This window comes from Dyella flava (assembly GCF_016904955.1).
GTDB lineage: Bacteria > Pseudomonadota > Gammaproteobacteria > Xanthomonadales > Rhodanobacteraceae > Dyella_B > Dyella_B flava.
The window spans coordinates 300,450-319,728 of record NZ_JADIKE010000036.1 but is presented as its reverse complement, the minus strand read 5'-3'; the positions used below and the strand labels follow the sequence as shown (position 1 = coordinate 319,728).

The following is a 19,279-nucleotide window of genomic DNA, read 5'->3' as shown; positions in this document are numbered from 1 at the left end:
GTGATGCGCCGCAATGGCTTGGCATAATCACTTGAGGTGTAATGGAGTACTGGCTGTATTTAGGCTTACGGGATATTTAGATGCGAATAATGCGTCGGAATATTCGGCGCATTTATTGCTTGGCTATGCCCCCATTTACTTTGCATCGCGCCCGATTTGCCACGAGGTGGCGAGTGCGACGATAGCGCGCGGGCGTCGTTGTCACCCGCGAATGGATAGGCGCAGCTTTGCTGCATCCGGATGCCTGTTCTTCGCAGCGTGAGTGCTTTTCCAGGCACCCTGCCAGACCGATATCGTCCCTATCGCACGCCACGATATGCGGCACGTGCGCCCGCACAGTTCCCCGGCATAGGGCCGCAGAGGTAAGGTACGCAGGCTGAGGGGCAGGGTGATCTATGGAACAGCAAGAGCAAGCGCACTCGATGGCGAATGACCGTCACGTAACGGATCCGGCAGAGGCAAGGTGGTTGGCCATGCCGGACGGCCAGGCTTTATATCTGCGCGACTGGCCGAATCCGACGGCGCATCAGGCCGTGCTGATCGTGCATGGGCTGGGCGAGCATAGCGGACGCTATGAACAGCTTGCGCAGTGGTTTCTTGCGCGGGGCTATGCGGTCCGCAGCTACGATCAGCGTGGACACGGGCATACCCCTGGGCAACGGGCCGCGATCAAACGGAGCGATGACTTGCTGCGGGACCTGGCGGTGGTTTACCGGGATTACGCCGCCGGCTTCGGCAGGCCACCCTTGCTGCTCGGTCATAGCATGGGTGGCGCGGTGGCGTTGCGGACCGTCCTCGACGACTGGATCCAGCCGCCGCTGCTGATTCTTTCCTCGCCAGCGCTGCGCACCTACGAAGCCCCCTGGTTGCGCCGCCTCGCCGCGCTACTGACGCGCGTACTGCCGAACCTTCCCTTGCGTAATGGCCTGTCGCTGGAGGGCCTGTCGCACGATCCCAAGGTGATTGAAGACTATCGCAACGACCCGCTGTGCAGCGGCGCCGTTACGCCGCGCATGGCGGACTTCATTTTCCGTGCCGGTGCGTCGAGCATCGCCGACGCCTGGCGCCTGAAGGTGCCCACCTTGCTCTTGGTAGCGGGCAGCGATCGATTGGTTGATCCGTCCGGCAGCCGTGCTTTCGCTGATGGCGCATGGGCGACCAAGCAGCTTACCAGCCGCTTTTTCGATACCTTGTTCCACGAACTGTTCAATGAGACCGAGACCGGACGTCACCAGGTGCTGGCGCAGTTGGCCGACTGGTTGCGCCGCAGCGCGGCGGCCTGATCGCCAGCCCGGCCTATAGCGCTTTGCGATAGACCACGAAGCCCGATTTATCGGCGAGCTGGTCGTAAAGCGCCATGGCTTTGGTGTTCGTTTCGTGGGTATGCCAGTAGAGGCGCAGACAACCCATCTCCACCGCACGCTGATGCACGGCATGAATCAGGGCACGCCCTACACCCCGGCCTCGCGCCGCTTCGGTGGTGAAAAGATCCTGCAGGTAACAGACCGGCTGGATCTGGGTCGTGCTGCGATGAAAAAGATAGCGCGCGAGCCCCAGCAAGCGTCCTTCGCATTCCGCGACCAGGGCATGCACCGGTTCGTAAGCATCAAAAAAGCGCGACCAGGTCGTGCGCGATACGTCATCCGGGAGTGCGGTGGCGCCGCTTCTGCCGTAGAAAGCGTTGTAGCCGTTCCATAGCGGCTTCCATGCGTCAAAGTCATCCTTTGCAACAGGTCGTACCGTAACCGGAGGATGCATGCCTGCCTCGAATGAAAGGTGGTCGTTACGCTATGCAGCTTTCACGAGCGAGCTTTCGCTTAGCCTTCGCTGGCGATATCACGCAGGATGCCATCCTTCGGTGATGTTCAAATGCGGCGTAAAGGCGCCATGCCTGGTGTGCCGATAACGGAGGCGTTCCGGGCCGATGAATAGCAGCACCATGCAACGCCTGCTCGACGCGTGCGAACGCGATCGTTCCTTGCATGAGCCGGCTCGGCTGCGCCAGCGGATCGAGATGCTCGATCGTCTGGATGACGCACTGCTCGACGCGCACGACCGGGCCGAGGATGGGCAAGTCCGGTGCCGCGCCAAGGCGATCTATGACGGGCTGGATGCGATCAATCGCCGGATCTATCAGCAGATCCGGCGCGAGATCCAGCAAGGCCGTGGTGCAGATGAACTATTGAAGTGGGCGTCAGGTGGCAGCGCATCATGCGACCAACAAAGCGGGCAAGGCTACGATTACCTGGACGCCTTGCTAAGCGGCGTGCTCGCATTCGAGGCGCCGGCTGAAGGTATCGCCGCACTGGCGCCGGAAATGGTCTTCTACCAGCCGACGCCGGCGCGCCATATCTTTGATGCCGTCCGCCGCCTGTCGCTAAGCGGCAGCGATGTGCTGATGGATCTCGGTTCGGGGCTTGGACATGTTCCCCTGCTGGCGGCGATCTGCGCCAAGGCGTATTGCGTTGGCATCGAGCTGGAAACGGCTTACGTCGCGTGTGCACGGCAGTGCGCCCAGGCATTGAATCTTGCCAATGCGAGCTTTATCCACCAGGACGTGCGTTCAGCCGACTTCTCTAGCGGTACGGTGTTCTATCTCTATACGCCATTCATCGGCATGATGTTGCGGAGCGTATTGCAGCGCTTGGCGAAAGAGGTGGCGCAGCGTCCTATCCGCCTGTGCACCCTAGGGCCATGTACATCCGTGGTGGCGAACGAAACCTGGCTGACACCGATCGGCAGCGTGCATGTCGACAGGATTTCCGTATTCAGCAGCAACTACGCGGCTTGAATTGTTTATAGCTTTTTTAGGTCTTGTTTATGCACTTTCGCGATAAACAATCGCGCCCTCGCAGCGAAAGAGACGCCACGGCTCGTCACCGTGACGTCCATCTAGATCAGCGGACTGTTAGAGACGAGGTCCTCGCCGTATGCCACCAAAGATCAGCGATAGCACAAACAGAACGATAAACACGATAAAGAGTATCTTGGCGATGCTCGCGGCACCGGCGGCAATGCCGCCAAAACCAAATACGGCAGCGATGATCGCGATGATAAAAAATACGGCAGCCCAATAAAGCATGGCGATCTCCTAATCAATGATGGCATGCGTGCTTGATCTGGATGCACGCGCCTCGGGGTGTGGCGCGCCATCCGGGTCAGTGGCTCAGTGGCTTGTCTTTCTGCCTACTGACGTCCAGATCCTTCTGAAAGTCACGGACTTGCCGTTCGGCTTCCTCGCGGGCGATGCCGTAGCGTTCCTGCAACCGGCCGGCGAGCATCTGGGCGTTGCCTTCGACGACTTTCAGATCATCGTCGGTCAATTTGCCCCATTGCTTTTTGATCTGGCCGCCGAGTTGTTTCCATTGGCCACTGATCGTGTCGTGATTCATTACAGTCACCTCGTGCGCTTCGATGGATAAGCCAGACGCCACGCATCTGACGCGATCGATTCGAACAGCCCCGCTGTAAACAATGTGTGGGAGTGCGCTGGAACGGTTAAGTCACATGAATGCCGTGCGCACGATTTGTTTGCGTGGTGTGCAGATCACGTGGGGATATACGCGTGATCGTCTCGCGTTACTGAACTCAGGCGAATTCCAGAAGGGTTGTCCGCCCGCGCGCAGAAGCGTGGTCGCAGCCAGGACGGGCGACGTGTCCGGCACGAATTCAGCAATGGGAGGTTCGCGGTATGCCTGAAGACGTGTTGCCGATGGGCGTGAACTGTACAGCGGCCAGCATGTCATGCATCAGCCGGTCGGCGGGCGCATGCAGTGAGGCGCATCACGCTGCTGCCTGCGGTGCGATCTCTACGTCTTTATGTCGCGCGGTCTCACGCTCTAAGCGCGCCGCGGCGATGATGAGGGTGCCCTGTGCCCCCGCACCAGCCATCTTGCGAGCTGCTCGGGTACGTATGCTGGTGCGGGGCCGCGGATGAAAGGTTCAGTGATGCGTATGCTTGCTGATCTGAGTCTCGAACTCGCGAACCTGTTTTTCGGCTTCAGAGTGGCTGATGCCGTAACGTTTCTCTACCTTGTCGGTCAGGTATTCCACGCTTCCTTCGCTGACCTTCAGGTCGGCATCAGTGAGCTTGCCCCAGTGCTGCTTGATATTGGGGGTGAGCTGTTTCCATTGACCCCTGAGCATGTCTTGGTTCATGACGTTACCTCTTCAGCTTGAAAGGATGCACAAGGCACATGCACCGAGTGCGGTTGTCGATTCGATCACCGCGCACGTGAATCATTCGTGCCTGGTTTGTATAAAGAGGTTGCCGGCATTCACCTTGGTAAAGGCGTGCATGCTCACCGCGTCATGCGCGTCAACGGCATGAGCGTGATTGGATTGTGTGGTTTTTATTATCAGGCCGTGCGCCAGGTAATCAGTGCACTGTCATGGAATTTTGTGCCGTGTTTTGCACGGTTGCGGAGTCAGCCGGCAAGTCGCCGATCATGCGCGTGGCAAGGCCGTCATAGTCGTAATTGAAATGATGGTCGCCCGGCATTTCGTAAACTTTTACCCAGGTCGGCAGTTTCGGGTCGTCGCACACCGTGTCGTCGCCGTCTTCGCGGCCGTAATAGCAGATCATCGGCGGTTTGTTTTGCAGTGCGGTGATCGGCGGTAGCGCGGGATAGTGCGCTACCGGATTGATCCATTCCATCAGCGCCTTGGTGTGCGTCTTGAGCCAGTTCTCGCGCATATAGCCTTCCAGCTCGACTTCGAAGTTCACGTCCTGGCTCGGTGATAGCAGCACCAGCTGAGAGATGCGGGCGCGATTGGCGGGGCTGAGCTTGTCGACGATCGTCGGCAGCACGTCTGCCCCGAACGAGAAGCCGATCAGCCACACTTTCTGCTTGTGCCACTGCGTGGCGTATTTGGTGATCAGTGCATCCAGATCTTGCGCGGAATCCTCCGGCGAGCGGTTGCGCCAGTAATAGGCCAGGCAACTGACGCCGAGCACCGGTATGCCACGATTGGCCAGGCGCGCACCTACTTCCTTGTCCAGATCGCGCCAGCCGCCGTCACCGGAGTAGAACACCGCCAGCACATCATCGTGACCCGCCGGAGCCTGCACTTTAGGCGTCAGCGCGACGGTGGCTTCTTCCAGGCTGGGGCGGGGAAAGGGTTTCCAAATGATCAGAGATGCAGCAATCGCCAGGCAGACAACGATTGCGATGATGCGGAATTTCATCGACGCACAACTCCAGTAAGGCCGCCCGAAATCAGGCTGGCGACATTGGTGAGCACCACCGGCAGGGCAATGCCGCCCGGCACTGCCATATAGCGCGGCTCCCACTCGGGGTCGAACTTGTCTTTGTAGCGGTGCAGACCCTGGAAATTATAGAAGCGCTCGCCGCGGCCGAAGATGAGCGCACCGAACCGGTTCCACAACGGTGCTTGGCGCCGGCTCTGCAGGCCCGAAAGCGGGGCCATGCCGAGGTTGAACCAGCGATAGCCCTCGGCCCTGGCCCACAGCATCAGTTCCACGAACAGATAATCCATGAGTCCGGTAGGACCGTCGGGTAGCTGGCGCATCAGGTCCACCGATGCTTCTTCCATGTTTTCGCACAGGAACATATTGGCGAAGGCGATGGGTTTGTCGTCTTGCCACACCACCGCCATCGGCATGCGCGAGAGGTAGTGCTCATTGAATGCGCCGAGCGAGAAGCCTTTTTCACGCACGCGCTTGTCGCGCAGCCAGGCCTCCGAGACCGGCCGTAGTTGCGGCAGCAAGGCCGGGACATTGGCGGCCGGCACGATTTCCAGGCGCAGACCATCGCGAGTCAGCTTGTTGACCGTGCCGCGCAAGGTTTTCTTCGATTTACCGTCGAGATTGAAGTGTTCCAGCCTGACGCGCGCTTCTTCGCCGATTTTCAGCAGGCTCATGCCGACTTCGAGATACAGATCCAGATCGTCCGGTGCGACCTGATAGAACACCGGCCAGCCGCCGCCGCGTTCGCAGTGTTCGTGGAAGGTCCAGACCAGCTCCTGTCGTGCACGATCATCGTGGCCGACCGGATCGCCCATGGCGACCCAGCTGCGGCCTTCGATGCCGTACATGATGAACGCCTTGTCCTCCGGATCGAACAGCAGGCTCTTGTCGCCCATCAAGGCGAGGTGCGCTTGTGCGGAATGGAATCGCTTGATCAGTGGCAATGCGCGCGCCAGTTCGGTCTCATCCGGCAGGGTGGGGCGTGGCCGCGCCGAGCGGATCAGCGTGGTGAGTGCAAACAGCAATGCGACGCCGGTGGCGCCGACCAGCGCACGCAGTGCGCGCGGCGCATTGCCGTGATAGAAACTGAATTGCCACCACAGGTCGCGGCTGTATTCCACGTGCTGGTAGCTGAAGAACACCAGCCATACCGTGCAACCCAGCACGGTCGCGCATGCCAGCACCCAGCCAAACGAGAAGGTCACTTCGAACATTGACGCGCGCCGGTAGAACAGGCGATGCGCAGGCGCGAGGGCAACGGCGAGCAGGATCAGCAGGCCGGCTTCTTCGTAATCGATGCCCTTGAGCAGTGAGGCGACCGCACCGGCGATCAGCAGCACCAGGGTCAGCCAATACGCGGCATCAAGCCGTCGCTGCAGTCCGCGCGCAAGAATCAGCAGCGACATGCCGATGACGCTACTGAGAAAATGCGAAACCTCCAGCACCGGTAGCGGCAGTAGATCGCTGAGCAATTCCATGCGCCCGGGCAGTGCCGCGGTGGCGCCAGAGAACAGCAGCACGGCGCCGGAGACCAGGGTAAGACCAGCAAAGAACGGCGGCAGGATGCCGTTGAACCACGGTGTGAGCAGCGCAGCCTGGCGCAATCCGCGCGCTTCGCGGATCACCACGGCGACCGTCGCGGCGCACAACGGCAGCAAATAGTAGACGCCGCGATACGCTGCCAATGCGCCGAGAATCGGTGCCGAAAGCGCCTGATTGCCGGTGGCGCCAAAGCCGGCCAGCATCACCGCTTCGAACACGCCCAGACCGCCCGGCACATGGCTGATCAGGCCCGCGATCTGCGCCAGCGCAAAAATCGCCAGGAACGAGCCGAAATGCAGCACCATCGCATCGGGCATCAGCGCATACAGCACGGCGGCGGCCAGCCCCCAGTCCACCGCCCCGACGAGCACCTGGCGCAGGCCGACCGTCACCGGCGGCAATCGAAAATGCCAGCGCCACAGACGAATCGGCCGGCGCATCAAGGCGCCGCCAAGCAACCACAGCGAAGGAATCACGCAAAGTGTCACGCCGAGCAGCACACGTGCGGACGCCAGCGGCAAACCGGTCGGCAATGGCACCAATATCAGCGTGACGCCGGTGATCGTGAACAGGCCGAGCCAGAAGCTGATCGTGCAGAACAACACGACCCTGGCCACTTCCATCGTCGACAAGCCGGCCTGGATATAGAAGCGATAACGGATCGAGCCGGACACCAGCATCGCCATGCCCAGCGTATTGCTGAAGGCGTAGCTGATAAAAGAAATCAGTGCGACGCGCGGACGCGGCAGTTTGCGGCCAATCGAATTCAGCGCGAACAGATCGTAGAACGGCATCACCGCATAGCCGAGCGCGGTCAGCACGATAGCCTGGCCGATACGTCCGCGGCGCAGGCGATGCATGTACTCGCCGACCTGGTGATAGCTCACCTCGCCGGCCAGCCGGTACAGCGCCCACAGCGCCAGGCACAGCATCAGCACCGACAATGCCGGACCACCGAATCGACGCAACCAGACCGGGCCCTGCCGGCTCAAGGCATCTTCTTGGCTAAGGACTTCGGCCCCGCCTTGTTGCTCCACGCTACGACTCTCTCGATTCCTTAGGGATGCTCTAATCCATTCGCCACAGGTGGCACTGGCCCTGTCTGTTCGCAGGCCACCGGGTCATCGGCGAAGGCAGACTGGCCGTCTGTCGAGACGATGGACCGAAGGCATGCGGACAGACAGGGCCAGCACTGCGTTTTGGATTTACTAATGGGGTGATGCCCAGAAGGCTCTCAGCCTGCGCCGCCCGGCTTGAAAAGACGGCCAGTCTTCCCTGCGCCGCGCGACACACCCTGAGAGCCTTCTGGGCATCATGCCATCTGCGGGGAATGGATTAGAGCATCCCTCACACTGCGATGGTGCCACATCAGACATTGCAGGTAATAACTTGCGATGCCATGCGCGACGACATGTCCGACGCCAAAGGTCCGCTCAAGGGCGCATCCGCAACGGTGCGCGTGACGAGGACATTTCAACGGGACGTGCTCGATGGAACATGTTCAACGAAAAAGGGGCGCCCGTGGGGCGCCCCATCTACATCATGTCGGCGAGGCTCAGCTCTTCTTGATTTCGAAGGTCTTGCTCGCGACCTGCTTGCCATCAAGCAGGATGTCCACCTTGTACTTGCCCACCGGCCACAGGTCCGGGTTCTGCACGCGGAAGGTGGTGGTGGCCGGACCATCGGCAACGATCGACTGGCTGACGCTATTCACCAGTTCACCGTTGCCTTCCAGGTAGCTCCACTTGGCATTGAGCGTGGCGCCAGTGGTGCTGCCGCTGGTGTCAACGCTGACATAGATGGTCTTCTGGTTCGGCGCGAACGTGTCGACTTCCTTGCGCACCTTGTGATCGGGGGTGACGGCATCGCCCAGCGTGATGTCGGCGACCTGGAAGGTGTTGTCCGCCGCAGCGGGAGCGGCCGTGGCGGCAGCCGGCGCGGTGCTGGCTGCGGCAGGCTTGGCGGCCGTGCTGGCCGGAGCCGGCGCCGTGCTGGCCGGAGCGGGTTTGGCGGCGGTGCTCGGTGCTGCCGGCGCCGTGCTCGGGGAAGCGGGCTGGTTCGCAGGCTGCTGCTCGTTCTTGCCGCAGGCGCTGAGCGCCAGCAGGCCGGCAAACGTGACGCTGTATAGGGCGGCGGAACGTGCGGAGAGTTTCATGGGCGGGATTCCGAAATAAGGGAGCAAGAGAACCGGAGGCTGACGACTTCGGACCGGTGGACAAGGCTAGCGCCGCCGATCTGAAGTGCCGATGACCAGGGCGGCGAGTGTAACCGGTAAGGCTAGGAGTGAGTGGAGAGGAGTGAGGAGTTAGAGAAAGGCCAGCGAAACCTGCCTGTCACCCCTCTCACTCCTCTCCACTCACTGCCTTTACTGCCTTGCGCCGCGAACATTGTCCGGCAGCGCCTTGCCGGTGCTGCGGAAGGGATTGATGTCCAGTCCGCCGCGGCGGGTGTAGCGCGCGTACACGCTGAGTTGCTCGGGCGCGCAGCGCTTCATCACGTCGATGAAAATGCGTTCCACGCATTGTTCGTGGAATTCGTTATGCGTGCGGAACGAAACCAGGTAGCGCAGCAATCCTTCGCGGTCGATGGCCGGGCCACGGTACTTGATCTGCACGCTGCCCCAGTCCGGCTGGCCGGTCACCGGGCAATTAGAGCGCAGCAGGTCCGATACCAGGACTTCCTCGACGACATCGCCAGCCGCGCTGACACGCAGATAGTCGGCCTTGGGCGGGCCGTAATCATCGATCTTCACCGGCAGACCGTCGATCGACTCGCCTTCGAGATCGGCAAAAAGATGCTTTGCCGCGCGCGGCTCACGGATATACACCATCACCGGCGCGCCCGCCGCACGCGACAGATCCTGCTGCAGCAATGCACTCAGTGCCGCCGCGTTGGCAACCGGCTCCTGTGCGAAACCATTGAGATACAGCTTGAAGGACTTGGACTCGATGATGTTTGGCGAGGTCGCCGGCACATGAAACTCCGCCACTGCCGCCACCGGCTTGCGACGCATGTCCAACCAGGACAGCTCATACGCATTCCAGATATCCACGCCCTGGAAAGGCAGTGGCTCATCCACCCCGATCTCATCGCGCTTTGCTTGGCGCGGAATCGGGAAGAGCAGGCTGGGATCGTAACGGTCGGCGTAGACGGTGTGCTTGCCGAGGGGGGAGTATTCGGGGGAAGTCATTTCCCTATTTTATAGGAGAGAGTGGAGAGGAGTGAGAGGTGAGAGAAGAGCGCTGAAAGGCCGGTTTTTCTCTTACTCCTCACTCCTTATTTCTCTCTCTTACCGATTCACATGAACCATTCCCGCCGCGGTATAACGCTCGCCGGCTACGGCCTCGATGGGGAAAATCTGCTCGATCGAGGCCAGGTCGCCTTCGCTCAGATGGACATTCAGTGCGCCCAGGTTTTCGTCCAGACGCGAACGGCGCCTGGTGCCGGGGATCGGCACGATGTCCTGGCCCAGCGCCAATACCCAGGCGAGTGCCAGTTGTGCCGGGGTGCAGCCTTTTTCCTGGGCCAGTGCCTCCACCCGCTTCACCAGCTGCAGGTTGTGCACAAAGTTTTCGCCGACGAAACGTGGATTAGTGCGACGGAAATCGTCCGGGTCAAAATCTTCCGGCCGGGTGATCGCGCCGGTCAGGAAGCCGCGTCCCAATGGCGAATAGGCCACCAGCGCGATGCCCAGTTGGCGGCATCGCGCGAGCGTGCCGTTGTCCAGCAGGTCGCGGGTCCACAGCGACAGTTCGCTTTGCAGTGCGGTAATCGTATGCACCTTGCTGGCGCGCTCGATGCTCTGCACCGAGGCTTCGGATAATCCGAGATAACGCACCTTGCCCGCGGCCACCAGCTCGGCCATCGCGCCAACGGTTTCCTCGATCGGCACATTCGGATCCACGCGATGCTGGTAATACAGATCGATGTGATCCACACCCAGCCGCTTGAGGCTGTTATCGCAGCTGGCGCGCACATATTCCGGCCGGCCGCTGATTCCGCGCTTGGTCGGATCGGAGGCGTCGCGCACGATGCCGAACTTGGTGGCCAGGAAAACCTGGTCGCGGCGGCCCTTGATCGCCTTGCCGACCAGTTCCTCATTGATGAATGGGCCGTACATGTCGGCGGTGTCGAGCAGGGTCAGGCCGCGGTCGAGCGCATGCTGGATGGTGGCGACCGATTCGGCGTCGTCGCGTGCGCCGTAGAAATCGCTCATGCCCATGCAGCCGAGGCCGAGGGCGGAAACGACAGGTCCGTTTTTGCCGAGTGTGCGTGTTTGCATGATGCATCTCGTGGTTGGGGGGACAGCACATCTTCGGCTTGTACGGTGATGCGATAAATGCTCAATAATGGCCATCACCATTTCATTTGGATCAACAATCCATGGATCGCCTCGATGCCATGCGTCTGTTCACCCGCATCATTGAACTGGGCAGCTTCACTGCGGCGGCCGATGATCTGAACCTGCCGCGCGCCACCGTCACGCATACCATCAAGCGGCTTGAGACACGGCTGGGCACACAGCTATTGCAGCGAACGACCCGGCGGGTACACGCCACGCGCGATGGCGAGGCCTATTACAGCCATTGCGTGCGCCTGCTGGCTGAGATGGATGCCGTCGAAGCGGATTTTCGCGAAGCCACGGTACAGCCGCGCGGACATCTGCGCATCGATGTACCTGCGCTGATGGCCCGCCTCTGGCTGATTCCCGCGCTGCCTGCGTTCTTCGCACGTTATCCCTTGCTCGAGCTGGATATCGGCACCGGTGATCATTTTGTCGATCTGCTGCGTGAAGGCGTGGATTGCGTCTTGCGCGTCGGCAAATTGCCCGACTCGAACCTGGTCGGTCGTCGCGTCGGCGTCCTCGAACAATTGACCGTGGCCAGCGCCGCCTACGTGCGCAAACATGGCGTGCCGCAATCGCTGGCCGATTTGCAGAACAGGCATTGCGCCGTGAACTGGGCCTCGCCCACCACGCATCGCAGCGAGCCGCTGGAGTTCATGGTGGGACGCAAGCGGCGCGAAGTGATCCTGCCCGGGCAGGTCACGGTCAGCAGTGTGGAAGCCTATCTTGCCTGTTGCGAAGCGGGACTGGGCATCGCGCAGTTTCCGCGCTATCGCGTCGCGGAAGGCATTGCCAACGGCACCTTGCGAGAGCTTCTTCCCGCCACGCCGCCACCGTCATTGCCGGTTACCGTGCTGTATGCACCGCACCGGCAGATGCCGGCCAGGTTGCGCGTGTTTGTGGACTGGCTGGTGGAGCAGATGAGCAAACAGCTTTGACGTTGCGCCTGGTAGCGCATTACGAAGCGGTGACGGCAAATCAGCTGCGCGGAAACCCATGCCGCGGCGTATCCGTTGCCAACGTCGCACGCGTGAGCGGCGCTCCCGCCGCGGCCAGCACTTCGCGTTGTTGCGTAACCGGAATGCGCAGCATGCTGTCTTCCAGCCGCGCCAGTTTCTGAAACGACGGCAAGGCCTGCACCTGCTGCACCAGTGCCGCAACGCGTGGCCACTTCTGCGCATCCACCGTGTAGCGTACGAACGATGCCGTGCGGAAATAACAGGCGATGCTGATGTCGGCAATCGACAGCTCGCCGAAGACGAAACCATCCGCGGGAAGCTGTGTTTCCAGATAATCGAGCGCGGAGGGAATATCCACCTCGCGCGCTTTCTGCACCACGCTTTCATCGGTGGCCTGCCCGAACACATAGCGCAGGACCGCCAGTTGATAGAACAGCCGCCACACCAGCACGTCGGCCAGTCGCGTATCGGCAAATTCCTCCAGCCAGCGCGCTTTGGCGCGCTGGCCGATATCGGCAGGGTAGAGCGATGGGGTGGGATATTTGTCTTCCAGGTACTGACAGATCACCGAGGAATCGTTGAGTACCAGGTCGTCATCGATCAGCACCGGCACACGGCGCAGCGGGCTCAATCGGCTGAAGTCCTCGTTGCCGAGGAAGGGCGTGATCGGATCGATCACGTAGTCGATGCCCTTGAGCTCCAGACATGCCAGCACCTTGCGCACGAAGGGCGAGATGTAGTTGCCGATGACGGTCAATGGCTGGGACATGGTCAGTTATCCGGGTATCAGGCGGAGTGCAACTGCGGTACAGCCGTGGGCGAGCCGTTGGAATCGAGCGCGATCATCACAAAGCGCCCGGTGGTGCAGATGCGGCGGTCGCCGGTGAGCGGGTCTTCCGCGGTCATCTCCACTTCCACCTGCATCGAGCTACGCCCGGTGCCGACGATGCGCGCGACCAACTCCACCAGTTGTCCTTTGCGTACCGGGACGCGGAAGTTCACTTCCTCCGAGCGCGCGGTGACCACGGTGCGCCGCGCATGACGCGAGGCGACGATAAAGGCGGCCTTGTCCATCCAGGCCAGGGCCTGTCCACCGAACAACGTGCCCAGGTGGTTGGTGTGGTCCGGAAAGACCATTTCCAGCAGGTGGGCTTCGGGCAGGGTGGAGGTCATGGCGGATCAGCGGTGAGAAAGGGCCGTACACAATAAAGCCACGCCGGCCACGGCGCCATGCGGGGCGTGCCGGTAGCCGGGTTCTTGAGTACCTTTGGCAGGGGTGAGCAGACGGTGTCCGGGTTAGGATGCCTGGTTGGGGACAGCGCCGGCGGTGGCTGTTTCGAGTTCTTCGGCAAGTTCATTGGGAGCAAGCATGCGTTCGACAATCGGCATGTCGCGTCTTTACGGCGCTCTGTTGTGTGGGCTGCTGGCGGCATCGAGTGCCGGCAGCGCGATGGCCGAGGGCCGGACGCTGACTGCGCAGGACTACGCGCAGGCCGAGCGCTTCATGATGTACAACACCGCGCCGCTGGTGGATCACGCGGTGCGCACGGTGCATTGGATGGATGGCACGCATTTCTGGTACGTCGATCACGACGCCGGCGGCGACCACTATCTGCAAATGGATGCAACCAACGGCAGCGCTTCGCCGCTGTTCGACCACGTCAAGCTGGCGGGAGCGTTGACCAAGGCCGGCGATAAGACAGTCAAGGCCGACAAACTTGGCATCACCGATTTCCGGGTCGCCGCCGACGGGCGCGACGAAATCGAGGCGGCGGGCAAAAAATACCTTTGCAATCTGCAGGGCGCCGGCGAATGCGCGCCGGTGAAGGAAGGCAAGGAGCCGGGCGTGCTGTCGCCGGATCGCAAGCAGGAAGCCTTTATCCGCAACTGGAACCTGTGGGTGCGCGATGTCGCCACCGGCAAGGAAACCCAGCTCACCACCGACGGCGTGGAAAACTTCGGCTACGCCACCGACAACGCGGGCTGGAAGCACACCGATAACGCCATTCTGGAATGGTCGCCCGATTCGAAGCAGATCGCGACCTTCCAGCAGGATCAGCGCCGCGATGGCGACATGTACCTGGTCACCACCAAGGTGGGCCATCCCGAACTGCAGGCCTGGAAATACCCACTGCCGGGCGATGCGAATATCACGATGATCGAACGCGTGGTCATCGACGTGCCTGCCCACAAGGTCGTGCGCCTGAACATGCCGGCCGATCAGCATCGCTCCACTCTCTGCGACGACGTCAGTTGCGGCGACAATGGCGGCTGGGATGATGTGAAGTGGGCGCCGGATGGCAAGACGCTCGCCTTTGTATCCACCTCGCGCGATCACAAGCACGAAACCTTCCGCATCGCCGATACGAAAACCGGCGCAGTGCGCACCGTGTTCCACGAGGATGTGCCCACCTATTACGAGAGCGGCAACGGCGCAGTGAACTGGCGTTACCTGCCCGGCACACACGAGGCCATCTGGTTTAGCGAACGCAACGACTGGGGCAACCTGTACCTCTACGACCTCGGCAACGGCCAGCTCAAGCACGCCATCACCAGCGGCGACGGCAATGTGACCGAAGTGCTGAAAGTGGACGCGGCAACCCGCACGGTGTGGTTCCGCGGAGTGGGCCGCACTGCCGGCGTCAATCCGTATTACCAGCAGTTCTGGAAGGTGAGCCTGGACGGCGGCGAGCCGGTGCTGCTGACCCCGGAACCGGCCGATCACGAGATCACCATGTCGGACGATGGCAAGTATTTCGTCGACAGCTATTCGACCACTACCACGCCGCCGGTCACCGTGCTGCGCGATGCCAATGACGGACACATCATCGCCACCGTCGCCAAGGCCGACATCAAGCGCCTGCTGGCGACCGGCTGGCAGCCGCCGGTGCCGTTCACGGTGAAGGCGCGCGACGGCAAGACGGATCTGTACGGCTTGATGTTCAAGCCCACCCATTTCGATCCGCAGAAGAAGTACCCGATCGTCGATTACATCTATCCCGGTCCGCAGACCGGCTCGGTTGAAACCTTCGGCTTCACGCCTTCGCACTACGACAACCAGTCGCTGGCCGAACTCGGCTTTATCGTGGTGGCGATCGACGGCATGGGCACGCCGTGGCGCTCCAAGTCGTTCCACGACACGTGGTACGGCAACATGGGCGACAACACGCTGCCGGATCAGGTGACGGCAATCAAGCAGCTTGCCCAGCGTTATCCTTGGATCGATCTTGACCGGGTCGGCATCTGGGGCCATTCCGGCGGCGGCGATGCCACGGCCGATGCGATGTTCCGCTATCCCGACTTCTTCAAGGTCGGCTGGTCGGAAAGCGGCAACCACGATAACCGCGACTATGAAGACGATTGGGCCGAGAAATGGCAGGGGCTGCTGGTCACCAACAAGGACGGCAGCACCAATTACGACAGCCAGGCCAATCAGCTGATCGCCAAGAATCTCAAGGGCAAGCTGATGCTGGTGCACGGTTCCATCGACGATAACGTGCCGCCCTACAACACCCTGTTGGTGGTGGATGCGCTGATCAAGGCCAACAAGGATTTCGACATGTTGTTCTTGCCCAACCAGCATCACGCCTATGGCCCGGACACGCCGTATATCACGCGCCGCCGCTGGGATTACTTCGTGCATAACCTTGCCGGCGACACGCCGCCGCAGGAGTACGAACTCAAGCCCTGGCCCTGGCGCTGAACGGGAAGCACGCGTGCGCTGCATGGCGCGGTTTACCGGGTGGGCTAGCAACTGATCTGCCATGTGCGCCATAGCCATAGCCTGGCGCACATGGCAGCCTGAACGCCGAAAAATGGTTACGCTGGAACGGCTCAGTAGGGCCGTATCCACTGCGGCGCGTGCGGCAGACGCCGGCCCCAAAATGAACTGAATATCAGCAGCACGGAAATCGCTCTGCACTCGACGCGCCTCTTGAGGTCACATATCTCGTGCATATTTCCATGTACTGCCAGCACTGCGCCGGCATTCATCTACAGCGCAACGGAGAACCCCATGACTCCCCAGGAACAGCTCCTTCTCGACGACTTTCTTCAGCGCCTGGCCGCCGTCAATGGCGTCGGCAAGGATGCCCAGGCCGACGCCTTGATCCGCCAACGCCTGGCCGGTCAGCCCGATGCGCTCTATCTGCTGGTGCAGCGCAGCCTGTTGCAGCAGCACGCGCTGGATGCGGCCAAGGCGCAGATCGCCCAGTTGCAGGCCCAGCTGGCCGGCCAGCAAGGCGGCAGCTTCCTCGGCGGGCAGCCGTCCGGCTGGGGCGCTAACCCGCCGCCTTATCCGCCGCAACAGCAGGCCCCGGCGCCGACGTGGCGCGAGCGCCTGTTTGGTGGCGCGCCCGCCGCGCCGCAGAGCGCCGCGCCGAGCTTCCTGGCCAGCGCAGCCACCACGGCGGCCGGTGTGGCCGGTGGCATGTTCCTGTTCAACGGTATCGAGGATCTGCTCGGTGGCCACCGTGGCGGTGGCTTTTTCGGTGGCGGCTTTGGCGGCCAGCCGGAGATCATCGAAAACGTCACCGAAAACAATTTCTTCGATGACGGCAACCTGTCGAACGGCGGCGGCCAGGATTTCTCGTCCACCGGTTTCGACGACGCCAATTTTGACGGTGGTAATTTCGACGACGATAACAGCTGGACATAATTCCCGGCTTCAAGTCGCAACGACAACGCCCGGGGTGTTCGGTCCCGGGTGTTTTTGTGTGTGATCAGGAAAAGACGGCTGCGGGATAAGTATCGAAAGCAGCTTCGATCATGGCTTGCGCGCCACGATCACCTGGCTCTTGGGCACGCAACGGTCCAGTGCTTTCTTGATATGCGGGCCGCTCGCGCTATCCAGCAGGCTGTTCCAGGCGAACGCCAGGTGATCGAGCACCGGATGACGCGGTGCAGTGCTCGGCTGCGGGTCGCACCACCATAGCCACCACCAGATTGCCCAATACGCGCCGTAGCTGGATTCGGATTCGACGATCAAGCCGGCGTCCGTCACCATCTGCCGGAAATCGTCCGGTTCAATGATGCGAATATGATTCGGCGGTTCGAAGTAGGAAGGGTGCGCAATGTTTTTCAATACGCGTTCGCTGAAAGGCGCCGGCACGCAGATCAGGTAGCGCGCACCTGGTGCGCCGATACGCTTCAACTCGGCCAGGAAGGCCGAAGTATCTTCGACGCGCTCAAGCACTTCATTGCAGACAATGCGCGTGCAGCGGCCATCTGCAATCGGAAAGGGGATTGCACTATGCAGATGGGATTCGACCTTCGAATTGTCGGCCGCCCAGCGCGCGCGAGTTACATTCAACTTGGCCTCGTTGGCCTCCACCAGAATGACGTGCGCGCCCTGATCTGCGCAGAAGCGCGCATGCATGCCGGTGCCGCATCCGATATCTGCGACGACATCATCGGGGCCAAGCGCAAAGCCGGTATACAACTCACGGCGTTCTTCGTTGAACCAGCCGGCGAGCTTGTTATCACGTAGCGGAACGGCCAGCGGATCAAAATCCTGCGTGAGCGTGAGCGTTGCGTTTGATGCGGTCGATGCCGGTGTGGCCGGTGCATTAGCCTGATCGAACAGGGAGCGATCGATTTCGTAGGCGATGCGGCGGAAAACCTTGGCCAGAAATCTGCGTGGTGTCATGCGTGGCATGCCAGGCGGTGATGCCCGCAGCATACCCAATCCACGCCGCTCACGTCGCCGGCATCAGATCCTTGGTAAAGAAAATGCGGCGGTTGCCAGGTGGATCGCTGGGGAAATTGCCGTATTCGCGCCAGCCGTGTTTTTTGTAGAACTCGGGCGCTTGAAAGGAGTTGGTGTGCAGCAGGCCGATACGGCAGCCGCGACGGCGGCCTTCGTCTTCCGCCATCTGCAACAGCCGGCTGCCCAGGCCGTTGCCGCGCATCGACTCGGGCAGGAAAAACACATCGACAAACAGCACCCCGCGCGAGGTGCGTCCATTCAGGCCGCCCAGCACGTCGTGTGTCGCGGGATCCTTGACCAGCAACGCGATCGGACGCTGGTCGTCGATACCGCTCGCCGCGCGGTTGAAGGCATCGAGCCCACGCCGGATTGCCAGCAGTTCGCTGGCATCCGGCGTATCGGTAAGAACGATCTGCGGCGAATCCATGCAAGCGCTGGTGATCAGAACGTCATGTCAAAGGCAACTTCGCCTTCCACGCCGACCTGATAGGCCGAGACGCGGCGTTCGAAGAAGTTAGTGACTTCCTGTACATCCTGCAGATCCATGAAATCGAACGGATTCTTCGCGCCGTATTTCTTCGGCAGGTCGAGCTGGGTCAGGCGCTGGTCTGCGCAGTATTCCAGGTACTGGCGCATGTCCTTGACCGACAGACCCGCCACGCCGCCGGAAAGCACGTCCTCGGCAAACTGCGTCTCACAGGCGATGGCCTCTTCCAGCATGGCCTCGACCTGGGTGCGCATCTCCTCGTCAAACAGATCCGGCTCCTGCGCACGCACCGTACGCACCACTTCGAAGGCAAAGGCCATGTGCCCGGATTCGTCGCGGAACACCCAGTTGGTGCCCGAGGCCAATCCATGCAACAAGCCACGCGAGCGCAGGAAATACACGTAGGCAAACGCGGCGAAGAAGAACAGACCCTCGATGCAGGCAGCAAAGCAGATCAGGTTGAGCAGGAACTGCCGGCGCTGCTCACGCGTTTCCAGGCGCTGCAGGTTCTGGATGGAATCGATCCACTTGAAGCAGAACGCACCCTTTTGCTTGATCGAAGGGATGTTCTCGATCGCGGAGAAGGCCTTGTTGCGTTCGTTCGGATCAGGAATATAGGTGTCCAGCAGGGTGAGGTAAAACTGCACATGCAGCGATTCCTCGTACAGCTGGCGCGAGAGATACATGCGCGCTTCCGGCGCGTTGATGTGCTGGTACAGATTCAGCACCAGATTGTTCGCAACGATGGTGTCGCCGGTGGCGAAGAACGCAACCAGGCGATGGATCAGGTGGCGATCCGCATCGGTCATCTTCGACTTCAGGTCGGTGACGTCGAGCGAGAAATCCACTTCCTCCACCGTCCAGGTGTTCTTGATGGCGTTGCGGTACATCTCGTAGAACTCAGGGTAGCGCATGGGACGCAAGGTGAGTTCGAAACCCGGTTCGAGGATGTGTTGGGCTTTTGCTGTGATTGACATGGAGTCCTCGATTTATAGCGTGTAGGAAGTCGCTGGGTCCCGGCCCCGGATCC

Annotated in this window: 19 protein-coding genes; 5 read left to right on the top strand and 14 right to left on the bottom strand. The window is 61.2% G+C overall.

What is annotated here, in order from left to right; all coding sequences use genetic code 11:
* Positions 1 to 395: 395 nt before the first annotated feature.
* Positions 396 to 1,283: an alpha/beta hydrolase gene (locus ISP19_RS12805; RefSeq protein WP_338082383.1), complete on the top strand. Its 888-nt coding sequence runs from the start codon at positions 396 to 398 to the stop codon at positions 1,281 to 1,283.
* A 13-nt stretch (positions 1,284 to 1,296) separates the two neighbouring features.
* Here ISP19_RS12805 and ISP19_RS12800 read toward each other — a convergent pair whose 3' ends face one another.
* Positions 1,297 to 1,758, bottom strand: a complete 462-nt coding sequence (locus ISP19_RS12800) for a GNAT family N-acetyltransferase (RefSeq protein ID WP_204682779.1) — start codon at positions 1,756 to 1,758, stop codon at positions 1,297 to 1,299.
* Between the two features lie 166 nt (positions 1,759 to 1,924).
* Between ISP19_RS12800 and ISP19_RS12795 the strand changes: the two genes are divergently transcribed.
* On the top strand, positions 1,925 to 2,791 hold the full coding sequence (locus ISP19_RS12795) for a class I SAM-dependent methyltransferase (RefSeq protein WP_204682778.1): 867 nt from the start codon (positions 1,925 to 1,927) through the stop codon (positions 2,789 to 2,791).
* 117 nt (positions 2,792 to 2,908) lie between these two features.
* On the opposite strand, the gene ISP19_RS12790 is transcribed toward ISP19_RS12795, so the two are convergent.
* The 8 genes from ISP19_RS12790 to ISP19_RS12755 all read right to left on the bottom strand — a co-directional run bounded on the left by ISP19_RS12790 (position 2,909) and on the right by ISP19_RS12755 (position 11,033).
* Complete coding sequence (locus ISP19_RS12790; protein WP_204682777.1) at positions 2,909 to 3,082, bottom strand: DUF1328 domain-containing protein; 174 nt, start codon at positions 3,080 to 3,082, stop codon at positions 2,909 to 2,911.
* Positions 3,083 to 3,158: 76 nt separating this feature from the next.
* Positions 3,159 to 3,392 (bottom strand): CsbD family protein, encoded by a 234-nt coding sequence (locus ISP19_RS12785; protein ID WP_204682776.1) that lies wholly within the window; start codon positions 3,390 to 3,392, stop codon positions 3,159 to 3,161.
* A gap of 550 nt (positions 3,393 to 3,942) precedes the next feature.
* Entirely contained in the window at positions 3,943 to 4,158 is a 216-nt protein-coding gene (locus tag ISP19_RS12780; RefSeq protein ID WP_204682775.1) for a CsbD family protein, read from the bottom strand.
* Positions 4,159 to 4,378: 220 nt separating this feature from the next.
* A complete protein-coding gene (locus ISP19_RS12775; RefSeq protein ID WP_204682774.1) occupies positions 4,379 to 5,188 on the bottom strand; it encodes an AcvB/VirJ family lysyl-phosphatidylglycerol hydrolase in 810 nt (269 codons plus the stop codon).
* A complete protein-coding gene (gene mprF, locus ISP19_RS12770; protein WP_239556768.1) occupies positions 5,185 to 7,743 on the bottom strand; it encodes a bifunctional lysylphosphatidylglycerol flippase/synthetase MprF in 2,559 nt (852 codons plus the stop codon). Before mprF ends, ISP19_RS12775 begins: the two co-directional genes overlap by 4 nt.
* A gap of 563 nt (positions 7,744 to 8,306) precedes the next feature.
* Entirely contained in the window at positions 8,307 to 8,906 is a 600-nt protein-coding gene (locus tag ISP19_RS12765; RefSeq protein ID WP_204682772.1) for a hypothetical protein, read from the bottom strand.
* Positions 8,907 to 9,116: 210 nt separating this feature from the next.
* The gene (gene queF, locus ISP19_RS12760; protein ID WP_204682771.1) at positions 9,117 to 9,941 is read right to left on the bottom strand and encodes an NADPH-dependent 7-cyano-7-deazaguanine reductase QueF; all 825 of its coding nucleotides are present in this window, start codon (positions 9,939 to 9,941) and stop codon (positions 9,117 to 9,119) included.
* Positions 9,942 to 10,040: 99 nt separating this feature from the next.
* Positions 10,041 to 11,033: an aldo/keto reductase gene (locus ISP19_RS12755; RefSeq protein ID WP_204682770.1), complete on the bottom strand. Its 993-nt coding sequence runs from the start codon at positions 11,031 to 11,033 to the stop codon at positions 10,041 to 10,043.
* A 101-nt stretch (positions 11,034 to 11,134) separates the two neighbouring features.
* Here ISP19_RS12755 and ISP19_RS12750 point away from each other — a divergent pair, with 101 nt between their 5' ends.
* Positions 11,135 to 12,034, top strand: a complete 900-nt coding sequence (locus ISP19_RS12750; protein ID WP_204682769.1) for a LysR family transcriptional regulator — start codon at positions 11,135 to 11,137, stop codon at positions 12,032 to 12,034.
* Positions 12,035 to 12,074: 40 nt separating this feature from the next.
* On the opposite strand, the gene ISP19_RS12745 is transcribed toward ISP19_RS12750, so the two are convergent.
* Both ISP19_RS12745 and ISP19_RS12740 read right to left on the bottom strand, forming a co-directional pair.
* Positions 12,075 to 12,824 (bottom strand): glutathione S-transferase family protein, encoded by a 750-nt coding sequence (locus tag ISP19_RS12745; RefSeq protein ID WP_204682768.1) that lies wholly within the window; start codon positions 12,822 to 12,824, stop codon positions 12,075 to 12,077.
* A gap of 17 nt (positions 12,825 to 12,841) precedes the next feature.
* Positions 12,842 to 13,228, bottom strand: a complete 387-nt coding sequence (locus ISP19_RS12740; protein ID WP_204682767.1) for an acyl-CoA thioesterase — start codon at positions 13,226 to 13,228, stop codon at positions 12,842 to 12,844.
* A 196-nt stretch (positions 13,229 to 13,424) separates the two neighbouring features.
* Here ISP19_RS12740 and ISP19_RS12735 point away from each other — a divergent pair, with 196 nt between their 5' ends.
* Positions 13,425 to 15,758, top strand: coding sequence for a S9 family peptidase (locus ISP19_RS12735; protein WP_204682766.1), 2,334 nt, complete (start codon positions 13,425 to 13,427; stop codon positions 15,756 to 15,758).
* Positions 15,759 to 16,070: 312 nt separating this feature from the next.
* Positions 16,071 to 16,712 carry a DUF2076 family protein gene (locus ISP19_RS12730; RefSeq protein WP_204682765.1) on the top strand — a complete coding sequence of 214 codons (642 nt, stop codon included), beginning with the start codon at positions 16,071 to 16,073 and terminating at the stop codon, positions 16,710 to 16,712.
* A gap of 108 nt (positions 16,713 to 16,820) precedes the next feature.
* On the opposite strand, the gene ISP19_RS12725 is transcribed toward ISP19_RS12730, so the two are convergent.
* The 3 genes from ISP19_RS12725 to ISP19_RS12715 are packed head-to-tail and all read right to left on the bottom strand — an operon-like array spanning position 16,821 to position 19,226.
* Positions 16,821 to 17,702, bottom strand: coding sequence for a class I SAM-dependent methyltransferase (locus ISP19_RS12725; RefSeq protein WP_204682764.1), 882 nt, complete (start codon positions 17,700 to 17,702; stop codon positions 16,821 to 16,823).
* A 49-nt stretch (positions 17,703 to 17,751) separates the two neighbouring features.
* Positions 17,752 to 18,189 (bottom strand): GNAT family N-acetyltransferase, encoded by a 438-nt coding sequence (locus ISP19_RS12720; protein ID WP_204682763.1) that lies wholly within the window; start codon positions 18,187 to 18,189, stop codon positions 17,752 to 17,754.
* Between the two features lie 14 nt (positions 18,190 to 18,203).
* Positions 18,204 to 19,226, bottom strand: coding sequence for a ribonucleotide-diphosphate reductase subunit beta (locus ISP19_RS12715; protein ID WP_204682762.1), 1,023 nt, complete (start codon positions 19,224 to 19,226; stop codon positions 18,204 to 18,206).
* Between the last annotated feature and the right edge of the window lie 53 nt (positions 19,227 to 19,279).

Excerpts from the sequence above, each read along its gene's own strand:
- ISP19_RS12805 (WP_338082383.1), top strand. The coding sequence starts at position 396 with ATGGAACAGCAAGAGCAAGCGCACTCGATGGCGAATGACCGTCACGTA.
- ISP19_RS12800 (WP_204682779.1), bottom strand. The coding sequence starts at position 1,758 with ATGCATCCTCCGGTTACGGTACGACCTGTTGCAAAGGATGACTTTGAC.
- ISP19_RS12795 (WP_204682778.1), top strand. The coding sequence starts at position 1,925 with ATGAATAGCAGCACCATGCAACGCCTGCTCGACGCGTGCGAACGCGAT.
- ISP19_RS12790 (WP_204682777.1), bottom strand. The coding sequence starts at position 3,082 with ATGCTTTATTGGGCTGCCGTATTTTTTATCATCGCGATCATCGCTGCC.
- ISP19_RS12785 (WP_204682776.1), bottom strand. The coding sequence starts at position 3,392 with ATGAATCACGACACGATCAGTGGCCAATGGAAACAACTCGGCGGCCAG.
- ISP19_RS12780 (WP_204682775.1), bottom strand. The coding sequence starts at position 4,158 with ATGAACCAAGACATGCTCAGGGGTCAATGGAAACAGCTCACCCCCAAT.
- ISP19_RS12775 (WP_204682774.1), bottom strand. The coding sequence starts at position 5,188 with ATGAAATTCCGCATCATCGCAATCGTTGTCTGCCTGGCGATTGCTGCA.
- ISP19_RS12765 (WP_204682772.1), bottom strand. The coding sequence starts at position 8,906 with ATGAAACTCTCCGCACGTTCCGCCGCCCTATACAGCGTCACGTTTGCC.
- queF (WP_204682771.1), bottom strand. The coding sequence starts at position 9,941 with ATGACTTCCCCCGAATACTCCCCCCTCGGCAAGCACACCGTCTACGCC.
- ISP19_RS12755 (WP_204682770.1), bottom strand. The coding sequence starts at position 11,033 with ATGCAAACACGCACACTCGGCAAAAACGGACCTGTCGTTTCCGCCCTC.
- ISP19_RS12750 (WP_204682769.1), top strand. The coding sequence starts at position 11,135 with ATGGATCGCCTCGATGCCATGCGTCTGTTCACCCGCATCATTGAACTG.
- ISP19_RS12745 (WP_204682768.1), bottom strand. The coding sequence starts at position 12,824 with ATGTCCCAGCCATTGACCGTCATCGGCAACTACATCTCGCCCTTCGTG.
- ISP19_RS12740 (WP_204682767.1), bottom strand. The coding sequence starts at position 13,228 with ATGACCTCCACCCTGCCCGAAGCCCACCTGCTGGAAATGGTCTTTCCG.
- ISP19_RS12735 (WP_204682766.1), top strand. The coding sequence starts at position 13,425 with ATGCGTTCGACAATCGGCATGTCGCGTCTTTACGGCGCTCTGTTGTGT.
- ISP19_RS12730 (WP_204682765.1), top strand. The coding sequence starts at position 16,071 with ATGACTCCCCAGGAACAGCTCCTTCTCGACGACTTTCTTCAGCGCCTG.
- ISP19_RS12725 (WP_204682764.1), bottom strand. The coding sequence starts at position 17,702 with ATGACACCACGCAGATTTCTGGCCAAGGTTTTCCGCCGCATCGCCTAC.
- ISP19_RS12720 (WP_204682763.1), bottom strand. The coding sequence starts at position 18,189 with ATGGATTCGCCGCAGATCGTTCTTACCGATACGCCGGATGCCAGCGAA.
- ISP19_RS12715 (WP_204682762.1), bottom strand. The coding sequence starts at position 19,226 with ATGTCAATCACAGCAAAAGCCCAACACATCCTCGAACCGGGTTTCGAA.